This is a genomic window from Microcystis ichthyoblabe FBCC-A1114 (assembly GCF_050500245.1).
Lineage (GTDB): Bacteria > Cyanobacteriota > Cyanobacteriia > Cyanobacteriales > Microcystaceae > Microcystis > Microcystis ichthyoblabe_A.
Map to the genome: position 1 here is coordinate 1232914 of NZ_CP191408.1, position 13338 is coordinate 1246251.

Here is a 13338-nt window from a genome sequence, read left to right on the forward strand (position 1 = left end):
CAAGTTAACTTGTGTCCTTGTGGAAACGGGGAGCGCTGGGACAGGGAGAAACAGTCCATAACTGGGTTTTTAAAGTTTGATTGGCAGTTAATGATATTATCAAAAACCGATTTGGTATTAGGCTCTCTTGGATTTGGTGGGTAAAATGTATTCTAAGATACATTCCTCCTAGCGAGGGGCTAGACTAACCACAAAGACACAAAGAACACAAAGATTGATCGATCCTATGTAAGTTAAACTTATCACACAGAACCTAGAAGAGCCATTGTCCAATTGACGAAACGCTCGGCAACCCCAAAGATAGCCTGATCTCTATGCTGTTGCCAGATTTTGTTTAGCTTTCCCGTTTTTTGACTAGAATAACAACGCAACCGATCACCAGCAATCCTGCTAGGGTTGAGGGTTCGGGTACAGTTTCGACGCTAAAGGCGAGAAATTGAGTAAATTGGAACTGGGTAAAGTTATTGTCGCTGACGAGAATTATTGAGCGCTTGCCGTTCGGTAAATAGGGGCCGAAGGTAATCCCCTCCACGTTATCGATGGGGATATTTAACAAGGTCAAATCGAATAATAGGGTTTTCTGGGCGGCCACGATACCCGAAACCCCATTAATACTGGGAAAGGCACTAATATCGGTGGCCCCCTCCAGGGAAACCTCGTAGATTTTCACAGTATAGCCCGTATTCCCTGGTGTTCCCGTCGTTATGGAGAAAGAACGTTCTAGGGAGAGAAAGCGTTTGCCACTATTATCAAGTGCCAGTAAATCGACGAGTCCGTTGACATCGACTGGGCTTGGAATAGTCGGGGGAAGGGCGATTGGATCGGTATTGTAGAGGAATTGAGCGATCGGCTGTCCATTAGCGAGATCGTACTGCAATATCCGTGAGGGAGAACCGTTCGTTGGCGTCGCAGCCGGCCCATCCTGCACAAGCGCGTTCTCGGAGGCCGTGAACAGGAATCGCTGATCTGGGGTGGTGGTCAGACTTTCTAGAGCCAGATTATTGCGAACCCCGCTTGTGGTGGGAATCGAGTTCGGCGCGGGGATAAACTGGTTTGGAATCGGTAAAGTATCGTTCTGTTGACCGTTGGCCAGCGCGAATCGATTGACAAAGGGATTGAGAATCTGATTGTTAGAGACCTCCCCTTCGGAGGAAATATACAGATTAGAACCCACGAGCGCGATCCCTTCTGGATCGAGACTCAGCGCGGGGAAAGTTTGCCCGTTAGTCTGTAAAAGTGGGGTAACACCGGTAAAGGTAACGCCGCTATTCGTCCCATTAACATTAAATAGAGTCGGATTGATCGTTGCGGTGTAGAAACGCGCCGGGCCGTTCTGAGAGCGATCGTCCGAGATGATGTAAAAGTTATTACCCGCCGGATCGTAGGTAATGCCCGATAATCCCCCGACCGGAACGGAGACACCGTTCACGGTTCCCGCTGGGCCTGAGGGAATAAACCCCGTGGGAACAATCGATTGACCGAGAAATTGTAAATTTAAAGGCGAAGCTTGAACCGACGAGGTAGCGAGGAAACCGACCGTTATGGTTCCGGCGATCCCGATGAAAAAACGAGAGGGGGATTTCATGATTTCTATCCAAAAAAACATTAGAACTCTTGCAAATTAATTATATGTTACAATAATGTGTTAACTAATTTTTTTGGGAAAATTAGTCGCTTAGTAAACTCGTACTAAATAGGAGCCTGAAGTTTAACTTTTAACCCAAAAATATTTAGATATGCTTTAATCTCTTCGGGTCTAATTCCCCGCCGCTCGCAGGGTATAATAGAAAAATGAGTGAATACATCCATAAGAGCCATAATTACTTGATCGATAAAAATTTTTAAGTCAGAAAATTCAAAAATTGCTGGATGATAAAAGCATTAAACAAATCAATAAAAAATGCCCCCACCAAAGGAACAATAATAAATGCTTGGGGAGAAGCCCCAAAATGTTCCGTCACCGCTGTCATATTGGCAATCGCTGTGGGAGTTGCCCCTAGAGTTAAACCCAAATAACCGGCGCAAACTACTGAAGCATGATAGTTTTTTCCCATTAAGGGAAAGACCAGTAAAACAGTATAAATAATACTGAGTGAGAACTGCACTAATAACAGGATAGCAATCGGTCCGGCCAAATCGATCAATGTCCATAATTGTAAACTCATCAAGGACATAGATAGGAATAAACCGAGACTAACATCAGAAATTAAGGCTAAAGAGGGCGTATTAGCGGGCCAAGGAAAGCGTTTCAACACCAAAGGTACGGTATTAGTCAGGATAATTCCTGCCAATAAACAGGTGACAAAATCCGGTAATTTTAAACCAAGGGGAGTCACCCAGTAGTTAATCTGATTACCTAAACCGATAGTTAAACCAATCACTAAGATTGAATGGAGCATTGTATTGTAATCGATATTGACATTCCTCTGGCTTTGTTTAATTCCCACCGTTAAATCTTGATCTTGATTATTGGCTCGCAGTCGATTTCTAGTAATTAACCATTTAGCCACCGGTCCGCCAATAATTCCCCCTAAAACTAGCCCAAAAGTAGCACTAGCTACACCGATTTCTGATGCTTTGGCGATGCCATAATTATCACGAAAAATAGAAGCCCAAGCAATGGCAGTCCCGTGACCCCCACTCAAAGAAACGGAACCAGCAATCAAACCGATGGGTAAATCTAATCCCATCACTTTTGCCACTCCTAACCCAGCTAAATTTTGTAGAATGAGATAAACCACGGCGGTTATTAATAAAATTAGCAAGGGTTTACCCCCTTGCAGCAGGGTTTTTAGTTTTGAGGACAGCCCGATAGTAGTAAAAAAAACGATTAACAGGGCATCCCGAACATTAAGGGTAAATTCAATTTGCCATTTAAAAACAGCAAAAAATAGACCTAAAAACAAGGAAGCCAAGACACCACCAGCAACGGCATCAGGAATGTTATAATCTTGCAGAAATTTGATATTTTTGGTTAAATACTTACCGAGATAGAGGACTAGAATAGCCATAATAATTGTCTGGCGTTGGCTAAATTGGTAAATTTCCATTTTCTTAATCTTAGTCCTCCAAGATGGTTCACTTAAGTTTAGTCCTAATTTTCGGTGACAGCCTTATCTTTAAGAAAGCCGCAAGGAAAAAAGGACACAAGTTAACTTGTGTCCTTCCCGAAGCTAAGAACTTAATTTTTATTTAGCGTCGGAGAATTCCGCATCGATGACATCATCGCCACCACCAGCACCACCAGAGGGGCCATTGTCATTATTGCCACCGGGGGGATTGCTAGGGGCTCCTTGCTGATACATACTACTACCGATCGCGTAGAGGGCTTGTTGTAATTCCGGTAGGATGGTTTTGATCTTACCATCATCGTCTTGAGCGATCGCTTCCTTCAGATCTTTAATCAACCCTTGGGCTTTATTTTTCTCAGATGGAGGAACCTTATCGCCTAACTCTTCCAACTGCTTCTCAGCTTGATAAACCAAGGAATCAGCTTGATTTTTGCGTTCAATGCGTTCGCGACGTTCCTTATCCACCGAGGCGTTCGATTCTGCCTCATTAACCATGCGTTCCACTTCATTTTGGGGCAGGGTAGAAGCGCCGGTGATGCTGATCGATTGTTCTTTTCCTGTACCTTTATCCTTAGCGGTGACATTGAGAATACCGTTAGCATCGATGTCGAAAACCACTTCGATTTGAGGCACACCACGAGGCGCGGGAGGGATGCCATCGAGTCGGAAAGTTCCCAAACTCTTGTTATCTTTGGCCATTTCCCGTTCCCCTTGCAGGACGTGGATTTCCACGTTAGTTTGTCCATCCACTGCCGTGGAGAAAACTTCCGATTTTTTGGTGGGGATAGTGGTGTTGCGGGTAATAATCCGCGTCATCACACCGCCGAGGGTTTCCACACCCAAAGACAGGGGCGAAACATCAAGCAGAAGAATATCTTTGACTTCACCGGCGAGAACACCACCTTGAATGGCAGCGCCGACGGCTACCACCTCATCGGGGTTAACGCTTTGGTTAGGATCCTTGCCCAGAACTTTTTTAACTAATTCCTGGACGGCGGGAATCCGGGTTGAACCACCGACGAGAACCACTTCATCGAGGGCAGATTTATCGATTTTGGCATCACGGATGGCATTTTCGACGGGAATCCGACAGCGATCAATTAAATCGGCGCAAATTTCTTCAAATTTAGCTCTAGTTAGGGTAGTATCTAGGTGTTTTGGTCCTTCGGCGGTAGCGGTGATGAAGGGCAGGTTAATTTCCGCTTGGGTAACGCTAGAAAGCTCAATTTTGGCTTTTTCTGCCGCTTCTGTGAGACGTTGCAGGGCTTGTTTATCTTGACGGAGATCTATTCCTTCAACTTTTTTGAATTCTCCGGCTAGATAATCAACGATTTTTTTATCGAAGTCATCACCACCGAGATGAGTATCTCCAGAGGTAGCGAGAACTTCAAAGACACCATCACCCACTTCTAGAACCGATACGTCAAAGGTTCCTCCACCCAAGTCAAAAACGAGAATGGTTTCGTTAGCTTTTTTGTCTAATCCGTAGGCAAGAGAGGCGGCGGTGGGTTCGTTGATAATGCGGAGAACTTCAACCCCAGCAATTCTCCCGGCATCTTTGGTGGCTTGACGTTGGGAGTCGTTAAAATAAGCGGGTACGGTGATGACTGCTTGGGTAACGGTTTCGCCGAGGTATTTACTGGCATCTTCCACCAGTTTCCGCAGTACCTGGGCGGAAATTTCTTCGGGGGCGAATTGTTTGCCCTGGGCGGGACAGTCTAATTTAACGTTGCCGTTGCCGTCCTGGAGAGTTTTGTAGGATACTTCTGTGGCTTCGTTAGTAACTTCGTTGAATTTCCTGCCGATGAAGCGTTTGACGGAATAAAAAGTATTTTGCGGGTTCATTACCGCTTGACGTTTGGCGATTTGTCCTACTAGGCGATCGCCACTTTTGGCGTAGGCGACGACTGAGGGCGTGGTTCTAAACCCTTCGGCGTTGGCGATAACGGTGGGTTTACCCCCTTCCATAACCGCGACGCAGGAGTTAGTCGTCCCTAAGTCAATTCCAACTACTTTTCCCATAATCTTTGTGCTGCTCCGATACAAATTATAGTGACTTCTAGAATCGGAACTGTACTCGGTTTTTAGGCGATACCCACCCCTATCAGTTCCTTTGTTATCTCTATAGTGCAAAATAACCCCGCTTTCTCGATAGTGTAGGTATCCGAACCTTTTTGGTAGTATTGCAGTAGTCGGTAAACCTGCGGTGAAAGTCAAAAATTTTCCCAGGGGGTAGTCTGAGCGGGTAATTTAGATAGTCAACAGCTTATCCTCTGTGTTAAAACACGATCGCCGATCACAATTTATCTAATTCATCGCAGAATCTCAATTGCCTTATTGTCTTAGTTGCATCCGCCTTTTATCTGATTATTTCATAAAAACTATGGCTTACGAAACTCTGGAACTTTCTACCCCGACACCGATTTTATCTTGGGCGGGCCATGAATTGGAACCCCAAGAAACCCAAATGGCCAAAAATGTTGCCTCCCTACCTTTTGTTTATAAACACATTTCTTTAATGCCGGATGTTCACTTGGGTAAAGGTGCTTTAGTCGGTTCGGTGATTGCCACCAAAGATGCCGTAATTCCCGCCGCCGTCGGAGTCGATATCGGTTGCGGCATGGCTGCCCTAAAAATGCCTTTTACTGGTGAACAATTGCAGGGAAAACTTAAAAAAATTCGCCTCGATATAGAGGCGAATATTCCCGTCGGTTTTGCGGAAAATAAAGAAGTGGATCGGGAAGTGACTAAATGGTCAAAATGGGGGGAATTTAAACAGATTCATCGAGGTGTACAAAACCTAGAGAAAAAAGCCCTTAAACAAATGGGTTCTCTGGGGGGTGGTAATCACTTTATCGAAATTTGTTTAGATACAGACAATCAAGTTTGGTTAATGCTCCATTCCGGTTCTAGAGGTATTGGTAATCAACTGGCCCAATGTCATATTGATACTGCCAAAGAGTTAGCCAAACTAGCAGAATGTAAATTACCCGACCTCGATTTGGCCTACTTTGTCGCCGGTACAGAAGAATTTACCGCCTACTGGCATGACCTACAATGGACCCAGGAATATGCCCGTTATAATCGGGAAATTATGATGGCTAGATTTAAACGGATTGTTGAAAAACATCTAGCGGGAGGCAAACCAACTAAACCCCTCTTAGTAGTTAATTGTCATCACAATTATGCCGAAAAAGAAATTCATTTTGGGGAGGAGGTTTATGTCACCCGCAAAGGAGCCGTCCGCGCTAGAGAAACCGATTATGGCATTATCCCCGGTTCCATGGGAGCGCAATCTTATATTGTTAAAGGTAAAGGAGAACATAATAGCTTCTGTTCCTGTTCCCACGGGGCCGGGCGCTTGATGTCGAGAAATCTGGCTAAAAAAACCTTTACTCTTGATGATTTAATCGCCCAAACCCAAGGGGTTGAATGCCGCAAGGATGAGGGCGTTATTGATGAGATTCCGGGAGCTTATAAACCGATCCAACAGGTGATGAATCAACAGGCAGATCTAGTGGAAATTGTCGCCACTCTCAAGCAGGTGCTGTGTGTCAAAGGTTAAAAATCATGGCCAGAGCGATCGATTTTTACGGAACCCGAATTTTTACGCGATTTTGGGGACAGATTATTTCTTGATTGGGCCTAGAATCAGTGAGCAGTCCGGGAATTTAGGATCACATATCCAGTAACATCAATTCCTCGACTAAATCAAAATTAGCTGTCACCGATTGCACATCATCGAGGGATTCTAGGGTGTCGATTAACTTCAATAAAAAACGGGCCTGGTCTCGATCGCTCACTTCTAGGGTATTAGTGGGAATCCAGCGTAATTCTGCTTCTTTGACCTTAAATCCCGCTGCTTGCAGAACCTTATTCAATCTCTCCAGGTTAGACACCTCAGTAAACACTTCTGCTCCTTGACCTTCCTCCTCACTGTCAAAAAACTCGTAGGATTGGGCCTGGCCCTCTAGGGAAGCTTCTAAAAGCTTATCCTCATCAATAGTTCCCTCAAGGCGAATTACCCCCTTATGGTCAAACATCCAGCCCACACAGCCCGTTTCACCTAAATTACCGCCATTTTTGCTAAAAGCCGCCCGCAGATCCGCAGCCGTGCGATTGCGATTATCGGTCAGTGCTTCGATCAGGATCGCCACACCCCCCGGACCATAACCCTCGTAGCGAATTTCCTCAAAAGCCGAGTCATTTTCCCAAGTTCCCGCCCCTTTAGCGATCGCTCTTTCGATATTGTCATTAGGAATACCGGCCGCCTTGGCTTTTTCGATCGCCGTGCGTAGCTGAAAATTGCCCGCCGGATCGGGAACACCGTTACGGGTAGCCACGATAATGGCCCGGGATAACTGGGTGAAAGTTTGCCCTTTTTTGGCATCAACCCGGGCTTTTTGTCGTTTAATATTTGCCCATTTACTATGACCAGCCATATCTATCTAAGATATCCAACATCAAAAATCTAGCAGATCGATCGCTCTTGGTAAATCTGGGGATAATTGTCAACGAGTGCCGGGTAATGATAATAAATCGTGTTGAGAAACTATAGAGGGGCGGCCAGTTCGAGCATTTGTACTACAATTCCCGATAGGCGGTTTAAATCCAGTACAGCTTATTATAGAAAAGGTTGATTGATCAGGTGGCAATATGGCGCAATTTTCTCGAAAAACTCTACTAATCTTGTTTGCTAGTATATTAGTATTATTATTCTCCTTAGCTCCGGCCCAAGCGCTAAGTTACAATAACCGCAATTTGACCGATAATGACTTTGGGGGGCAGGATTTGCGCGATTCCACCTTCGATCACTCTAATCTGCGCGGTAGTAACTTCAGTCATGCCAATCTGGAAGGAGTACGCTTTTTTTCTGCCAACTTGGAGGGGGCCGACTTTAGCGATGCCAATATGAGAAATGTGGATTTAGAATCGGCCCGTTTAACCAGAGCCAACTTTACCAATGCCGTTCTCGAAGGAGCTTTTGCCACTAACATTTTAATCAAAGGTGCAATTATCGACGGAGCCGATTTTACCGATGCAATTATTCGCTCCGATGTGGAAAAGTATCTTTGTGAGATAGCCACAGGAACTAACCCCATAACTGGCAGAAATACCCGCGATACCCTGTTTTGTCCCTGACATCTAACTATGCTGCCTCTAATCGCGCTGTCATGACCGATCGAATCTAGAGCCAGATCGGCCATAATTGCTGTAAGCTAGTATTCGATTTTTTAACAAAACCTATAGAATAGACTTTCAAGCCAGTTCGATCGATCAGTCCCCTCTTGGAAAAAGGAAATTGTAACCATTGTGTCCACCAGTACCCTCGGCAATCAAGACAAAGAGCAGCAGTCCAGTAGTTCCCCCGATAGCTTTCTTCAGGGAGTCTCTAGAGTCGCAGGGGGAACCGCTCTCGGCCTGTTGATGGTATCCACGGCCGTGGTGACGGGGGCTGTGGTAGGATTAGCGATCAGTTACCGCAATCTACCCGATGTGAGGATTTTACAGGGCTATGTCCCCACGGAAACCAGTTATATCTATGATGTTAAAGGCAGACCCCTGACCAGCTTACACGGGGAAGCGCATCGGGAAGTGGTGGAACTTGATCAAATTTCTCCCAATCTAAAACGCGCCGTGATGGCGATCGAAGATAGCCATTTTTATCACCATCGTGGTATTAATCCTAATAGTATCGGTCGGGCAGTGATCGCTAACTGGAAAAGTGGCGGTGTGGTGGAAGGTGCATCTACCCTTACCATGCAGTTAGTCAAAAATATCTTTCTTTCCCATCAGCGCACCGTTAGCCGTAAATTAGCTGAAGCAGTCCTAGCAATACGAGTAGAACAGGTTTTTAGCAAAAATGACATTCTGGAAATGTACCTCAATAATATCTATTGGGGCCATAATAATTATGGAGTCCAAACCGCCGCTAAAAGTTATTTTAATAAACCCGCCTCCGAGTTAAATTTAGCAGAATCGGCGATGATGGCCGGATTAATCCAAGCACCGGAAGTTTATAGTCCTTTTAATAATTATAAAACCGCCAAGGAAAGACAGGCACTGGTTCTCAGTCGGATGCGTAGCTTAGGTTGGATTACCCCCGCACAGGAAGAGGCCGCTTTCAAGGAACCTCTGAAACTGGGTAAACCCACCGCTTGGCAAGAAAGTAAATTACCCTACGTTACCGATGCAGTGGTGGCAGAATTGCGGCAAAAATTTGGCAAAGAAACCCTAACTAAAGGGGGAATGCGGATTCAAACCACGATCGATCTTGACTTTCAAAACATGGCCGAGTCCACCATTCAACGGGCCTATAATGGCTTGCGTGGTCGCGGTATTCGCACCAAAGACCTACAAATTTCTCTAGTTGCGGTGGATCCCCGCACCCATTTCGTCAAGGCGCTCGTCGGTGGCGTTGATTACAATAAAAGTCAATTAAACCGAGCTATTCAATCCCGTCGTCAACCGGGGTCAGCTTTTAAACCTTTCGTCTATTATACTGCCTTCGCTAGTGGTCGTTTTACCCCCGAAACCGTGGTTAATGATGCTCCCATCCGTTTTCGCGAGGGCGGCGGCTTCTATAGCCCAAAAAACTACGGTGGCGGCTTTTCTGGTCCGGTTTCCCTGCGTAGCGCTCTGATGCAGTCTCTGAATATTCCCTCGGTTGTTCTCGGTCGTCGCGTCGGGTTGAATAAAGTCATTGAAGTCTGTCGTCTGCTGGGTTTCGAGAGTCCTTTAATTGCCGTGACCTCTTTACCTTTGGGATCCGTGGATGTGACTCCTCTGGAAATGGCGGGAGCTTACGCTACTTTTGCCAGTAATGGCTGGCATTCCGAGCCGACCTTTATCATGCGTGTTACTGATAGCCGTGGTAACGTCATGCTCGATAATACACCCAAACCGAAGCTAGTTTTAGACCCCTGGGCCACCGCTTCCCTCAATTCTGTCCTACAGGGAGTTATTCAGGGAGGAACAGCAACCTCGGCCCAAATCGGTCGTCCGGCAGCGGGAAAAACCGGTACTACCGATAACGAGAAAAATGTCTGGTTTGTCGGTTATGTTCCCCAATTAGCCACCGCAGTGTGGATTGGAGATGACCGAAACCGCACTTTAGGTAAAGGTATCACCGGCGGTGGTTTTGCCGCTCCCATTTGGCGCGATTTCATGGCACAAGCTCTGAAAAATGAACGGGTAGAATATTTTCCTTCTCCTTCCAAATTTCGCAAACCAACAGTTAAGTAGATGGTTAATCTAATTGGTTTGATCGTAATTTATCGATCGAGTAAAGGTGGCTAGGTTAAAAATGAAACCCACGCTTTGAGCCTTCAGGTTTCCTACGATTAATAGGCAAGTTACCATGAGTACCATCCAAGTTCAAATTCCCGACTCATTACAGAAAAGTTTAGATGATCTAGCGGCTCGTGATGGAATTTCGATCGATCAATTTATCTCTACTGCGATCGCTGAGAAACTTTCAGCGTTGATGACAGAAAATTACCTAATAGAAAGGTCCAAAAAGGGAAGTCGAGAAAAGTATCAGGCAATCTTAACAAAAGTTCCCGATGTTGAGCCAGAAGCCTATGACCGGCTGCCGACTGTCTGACATATCACTGCACCCGACTTTCTGCTAGACTTTGACAAGGCGGGTGAGTTCAACCGTTTGACTAGCTGAGAGACTGTATGTCTGGGAAAAAGTTAGGTATTCATACTACTATCGAAATTGTAGCTTTTCTATCAGCTTTGGCTACAATTATGGGTTTTGTCTATTTTTTCTATGATCGCCACTTTGTAACTTGTAAACCTATGGAGGGATTTTCGTCAAACAGAGATGCTTATTATTCATGTCTTCGTAAACTGCTTAAAGAAAATAGGTGGGAGGACGCTAATAGAGAGACTCTAAGACTAATGTTGCAAACGGTCAATAGAGAAGGAGAAGGATTTATAGATACAAAAACTATGAAAGAATTTCCTTGCAAAGATTTGTTGATTATTGAAGATTTGTGGTCAAAAGCAAGTCAAGGCAGATTTGGCTTTGATACTCAGCAAAAAATATGGAAAAGTGAAGGCGGTGAACCCTATTTAACTGATGAGAATTCAGAGGCTTACCATAGGTTTCGCAGTGCAGTGGGATGGAAAAAAGGAAAAGATCCTAACTTTTCTCTGAATGCTCCATATGGCCATTTACCAATATTAGGATCTCATGGAAAAATAGGAGGAATTGCAAACACATATCGAATTGCAGAGTGTCTAGAAAAGAAAGAGTGGGAAGCGCCATAACCAAGGTGAGAGCATCTCAAATGCTATTGACAATTGGCCAATTTTGTGATCTTTGTGGGCATTTCCAGTGATACTGGTCAGTTAGAATAGTTAAGAAATCGACCCATTTGATTGAGAGGGCAAATTCTCCTCAAATATACCTGAATCGTCGGTAAGCAACCCAGATAAAGTTCATTTATAATAAAGTCACAAAAAAACCTTTGCTTGAAACGATGACGACTTCCTTGACTGAGAGTCTCACCCTTGAAGATTTCCTCAAATTGCCATATTTGGAGGATTCTCCAGCATGGGAATACTTGCATGGAGTCGCAATTCAGAAACCCATGCCTAAGACTCGACACTCTATCCTGCAAAAACGTCTTTTAGATGCGGTTGACAGCCACACTGTTGATTATACAGCCTTACCTGAGTTGCGATGTACCTTCGGCGGGCGTTCGATCGTTCCTGATGTTGCCGTAATTGCATGGAATCGAATTAACCTCAATCAAGCAGGTGAACCAGAGGACGACTTTAGGGAAGCACCTGATTGGACTATCGAAATTCTTTCACCGGATCAAAAGGTAAACCGTGTAATTGACAACATTTTACATTGTTTAAAACATGGCAGTAAATTAGGATGGATGCTTGATCCAGATGATTATTCTGTTTTAATGTTTACTCCCCAACAGGAGCCGGAAGTTTGCAGAGGGGATCACCAGCTTAAGGTAATTGCAGGGGTTCAGTTGACACTGACTCCACAACAAATCTTTGCATGGCTAAAAGTTAGTCAAGCTAGACAAAGTAAGTAAAAGTCGGGGGAGAAGCACGAGGACTAACTTGGTCGTTAGACGGAATTCAATAATAAACGGATTTAGTATAAAATGTCAAAAATTAAAAGTCCCTTGCGTTATCCTGGGGGGAAATCCCGGGCAATCAAGCAAATTCTGCCGCAAATTCCTGTGAATATTAGGGAATATCGAGAACCTTTTTTTGGTGGTGGTTCTGTATTTTTTGCTGTTAAGCAACTCTTTGAACAACAAATAAAAACCTATTGGATTAATGACTTAAATTATGATTTATATTGTTTCTGGCAATGCGCTCAAGAAAATATTGAGTTATTGGTAGCAAAAATAACAGAAATTAAACAGAAATATGATACTGGACGAGAATTATTTCAAGATTTAACAAGGGAAGATTTAAAGTTAACCGACTTTGAGAAAGCAGTGCGTTTTTTTATCTTAAATCGGATTACTTTTTCGGGAACAGTGGATTCGGGAGGTTATTCTCAAGCAGCTTTTACCAGTAGATTTACTGATTCATCAATTGCCAGATTAACCCAAATTGCGCCGTTATTAGCATCGGTAAAAATTACTAACCAAGACTACGAAGAATTATTATTTGCTGAGGGAAAAGAAGTTTTTATATTTCTCGATCCCCCCTACTATAGTGCCACAAAATCCCGTTTGTACGGTGTGAGAGGTAATTTACATACTAGCTTCGATCATCAACGTTTTGCCGATAATATGCGTCAATGTCAGGCTAAATGGTTAATTACCTACGATGATTGTCCAGAGATACGAAAACTCTTTAATTTTGCCCATATTATCGAGTGGAATCTTCAGTATGGCATGAATAATTATAAACAAGGAGCGGCGGCATCTGGTAGGGAATTAATGATCAAAAATTATTAGTGCGATGCCGAAGGCACTGCGTAGCAGTACGCTAATCTTATAGCGATTGTCCCCAAGACGATAGGAGAGAATTTCCCATCCCTAGTTAGGGTTTGCGGCAAAAAGTTTTTCCTGGTGGCAGGGTGTGGGGTGTGGGGTTTGGGGTTTTACCCATTTTCAGGTGGTCAATTACCTAATTTTCAGGGAAAAAGTACCTGAATTTTCCCCCCAATCACTCCAAAGGTCGGCACTTTTTGAGGGAAAAAAAGTCCAAAAGTCTTATCCAACAAGGTTTTTAGATTTATTCAGCAGACCCTAATTAAACATTCATATTAGTG

Annotated in this window: 11 protein-coding genes; 7 read left to right on the plus strand and 4 right to left on the minus strand. The window is 44.3% G+C overall.

Annotated features, from left to right (window positions below):
* Nucleotides 1-334: 334 nt before the first annotated feature.
* The 3 genes from ACQY1Y_RS05970 to dnaK form a co-directional block, all read right to left on the minus strand.
* Entirely contained in the window at nucleotides 335-1606 is a 1272-nt protein-coding gene (locus tag ACQY1Y_RS05970; protein WP_430014174.1) for an esterase-like activity of phytase family protein, read from the minus strand.
* Between the two features lie 235 nt (nucleotides 1607-1841).
* Nucleotides 1842-3050 carry a sodium/glutamate symporter gene (gene gltS / locus ACQY1Y_RS05975; RefSeq protein ID WP_002777651.1) on the minus strand — a complete coding sequence of 403 codons (1209 nt, stop codon included), beginning with the start codon at nucleotides 3048-3050 and terminating at the stop codon, nucleotides 1842-1844.
* Between the two features lie 138 nt (nucleotides 3051-3188).
* On the minus strand, nucleotides 3189-5093 hold the full coding sequence (gene dnaK, locus ACQY1Y_RS05980) for a molecular chaperone DnaK (RefSeq protein WP_002750478.1): 1905 nt from the start codon (nucleotides 5091-5093) through the stop codon (nucleotides 3189-3191).
* A gap of 361 nt (nucleotides 5094-5454) precedes the next feature.
* Here dnaK and ACQY1Y_RS05985 point away from each other — a divergent pair, with 361 nt between their 5' ends.
* The gene (locus tag ACQY1Y_RS05985; protein ID WP_430014175.1) at nucleotides 5455-6636 is read left to right on the plus strand and encodes an RtcB family protein; all 1182 of its coding nucleotides are present in this window, start codon (nucleotides 5455-5457) and stop codon (nucleotides 6634-6636) included.
* 112 nt (nucleotides 6637-6748) lie between these two features.
* On the opposite strand, the gene ACQY1Y_RS05990 is transcribed toward ACQY1Y_RS05985, so the two are convergent.
* Nucleotides 6749-7513, minus strand: coding sequence for a YebC/PmpR family DNA-binding transcriptional regulator (locus ACQY1Y_RS05990; RefSeq protein ID WP_430014176.1), 765 nt, complete (start codon nucleotides 7511-7513; stop codon nucleotides 6749-6751).
* Nucleotides 7514-7727: 214 nt separating this feature from the next.
* Between ACQY1Y_RS05990 and ACQY1Y_RS05995 the strand changes: the two genes are divergently transcribed.
* The 6 genes from ACQY1Y_RS05995 (at nucleotide 7728) to ACQY1Y_RS06020 (ending at nucleotide 13021) form a co-directional block, all read left to right on the plus strand.
* Nucleotides 7728-8213, plus strand: a complete 486-nt coding sequence (locus ACQY1Y_RS05995; RefSeq protein ID WP_002734112.1) for a pentapeptide repeat-containing protein — start codon at nucleotides 7728-7730, stop codon at nucleotides 8211-8213.
* 171 nt (nucleotides 8214-8384) lie between these two features.
* Nucleotides 8385-10316 (plus strand): transglycosylase domain-containing protein, encoded by a 1932-nt coding sequence (locus ACQY1Y_RS06000; protein WP_430014177.1) that lies wholly within the window; start codon nucleotides 8385-8387, stop codon nucleotides 10314-10316.
* A 115-nt stretch (nucleotides 10317-10431) separates the two neighbouring features.
* Nucleotides 10432-10677: a CopG family transcriptional regulator gene (locus ACQY1Y_RS06005; protein ID WP_004162257.1), complete on the plus strand. Its 246-nt coding sequence runs from the start codon at nucleotides 10432-10434 to the stop codon at nucleotides 10675-10677.
* A gap of 77 nt (nucleotides 10678-10754) precedes the next feature.
* Nucleotides 10755-11351, plus strand: a complete 597-nt coding sequence (locus ACQY1Y_RS06010; protein WP_002746508.1) for a GUN4 domain-containing protein — start codon at nucleotides 10755-10757, stop codon at nucleotides 11349-11351.
* 212 nt (nucleotides 11352-11563) lie between these two features.
* A complete protein-coding gene (locus tag ACQY1Y_RS06015; protein WP_430014178.1) occupies nucleotides 11564-12139 on the plus strand; it encodes a Uma2 family endonuclease in 576 nt (191 codons plus the stop codon).
* A gap of 72 nt (nucleotides 12140-12211) precedes the next feature.
* The gene (locus tag ACQY1Y_RS06020) at nucleotides 12212-13021 is read left to right on the plus strand and encodes a DNA adenine methylase (RefSeq protein ID WP_430014179.1); all 810 of its coding nucleotides are present in this window, start codon (nucleotides 12212-12214) and stop codon (nucleotides 13019-13021) included.
* The last annotated feature ends 317 nt before the right edge of the window (nucleotides 13022-13338 follow it).

Excerpts from the sequence above, each read along its gene's own strand:
- ACQY1Y_RS05990 (WP_430014176.1), bottom strand. The coding sequence starts at position 7,513 with ATGGCTGGTCATAGTAAATGGGCAAATATTAAACGACAAAAAGCCCGG.
- ACQY1Y_RS05985 (WP_430014175.1), top strand. The coding sequence starts at position 5,455 with ATGGCTTACGAAACTCTGGAACTTTCTACCCCGACACCGATTTTATCT.
- ACQY1Y_RS05970 (WP_430014174.1), bottom strand. The coding sequence starts at position 1,606 with ATGTTTTTTTGGATAGAAATCATGAAATCCCCCTCTCGTTTTTTCATC.
- ACQY1Y_RS06010 (WP_002746508.1), top strand. The coding sequence starts at position 10,755 with ATGTCTGGGAAAAAGTTAGGTATTCATACTACTATCGAAATTGTAGCT.
- ACQY1Y_RS05995 (WP_002734112.1), top strand. The coding sequence starts at position 7,728 with ATGGCGCAATTTTCTCGAAAAACTCTACTAATCTTGTTTGCTAGTATA.
- gltS (WP_002777651.1), bottom strand. The coding sequence starts at position 3,050 with ATGGAAATTTACCAATTTAGCCAACGCCAGACAATTATTATGGCTATT.
- ACQY1Y_RS06020 (WP_430014179.1), top strand. The coding sequence starts at position 12,212 with ATGTCAAAAATTAAAAGTCCCTTGCGTTATCCTGGGGGGAAATCCCGG.
- ACQY1Y_RS06005 (WP_004162257.1), top strand. The coding sequence starts at position 10,432 with ATGAGTACCATCCAAGTTCAAATTCCCGACTCATTACAGAAAAGTTTA.
- dnaK (WP_002750478.1), bottom strand. The coding sequence starts at position 5,093 with ATGGGAAAAGTAGTTGGAATTGACTTAGGGACGACTAACTCCTGCGTC.
- ACQY1Y_RS06015 (WP_430014178.1), top strand. The coding sequence starts at position 11,564 with ATGACGACTTCCTTGACTGAGAGTCTCACCCTTGAAGATTTCCTCAAA.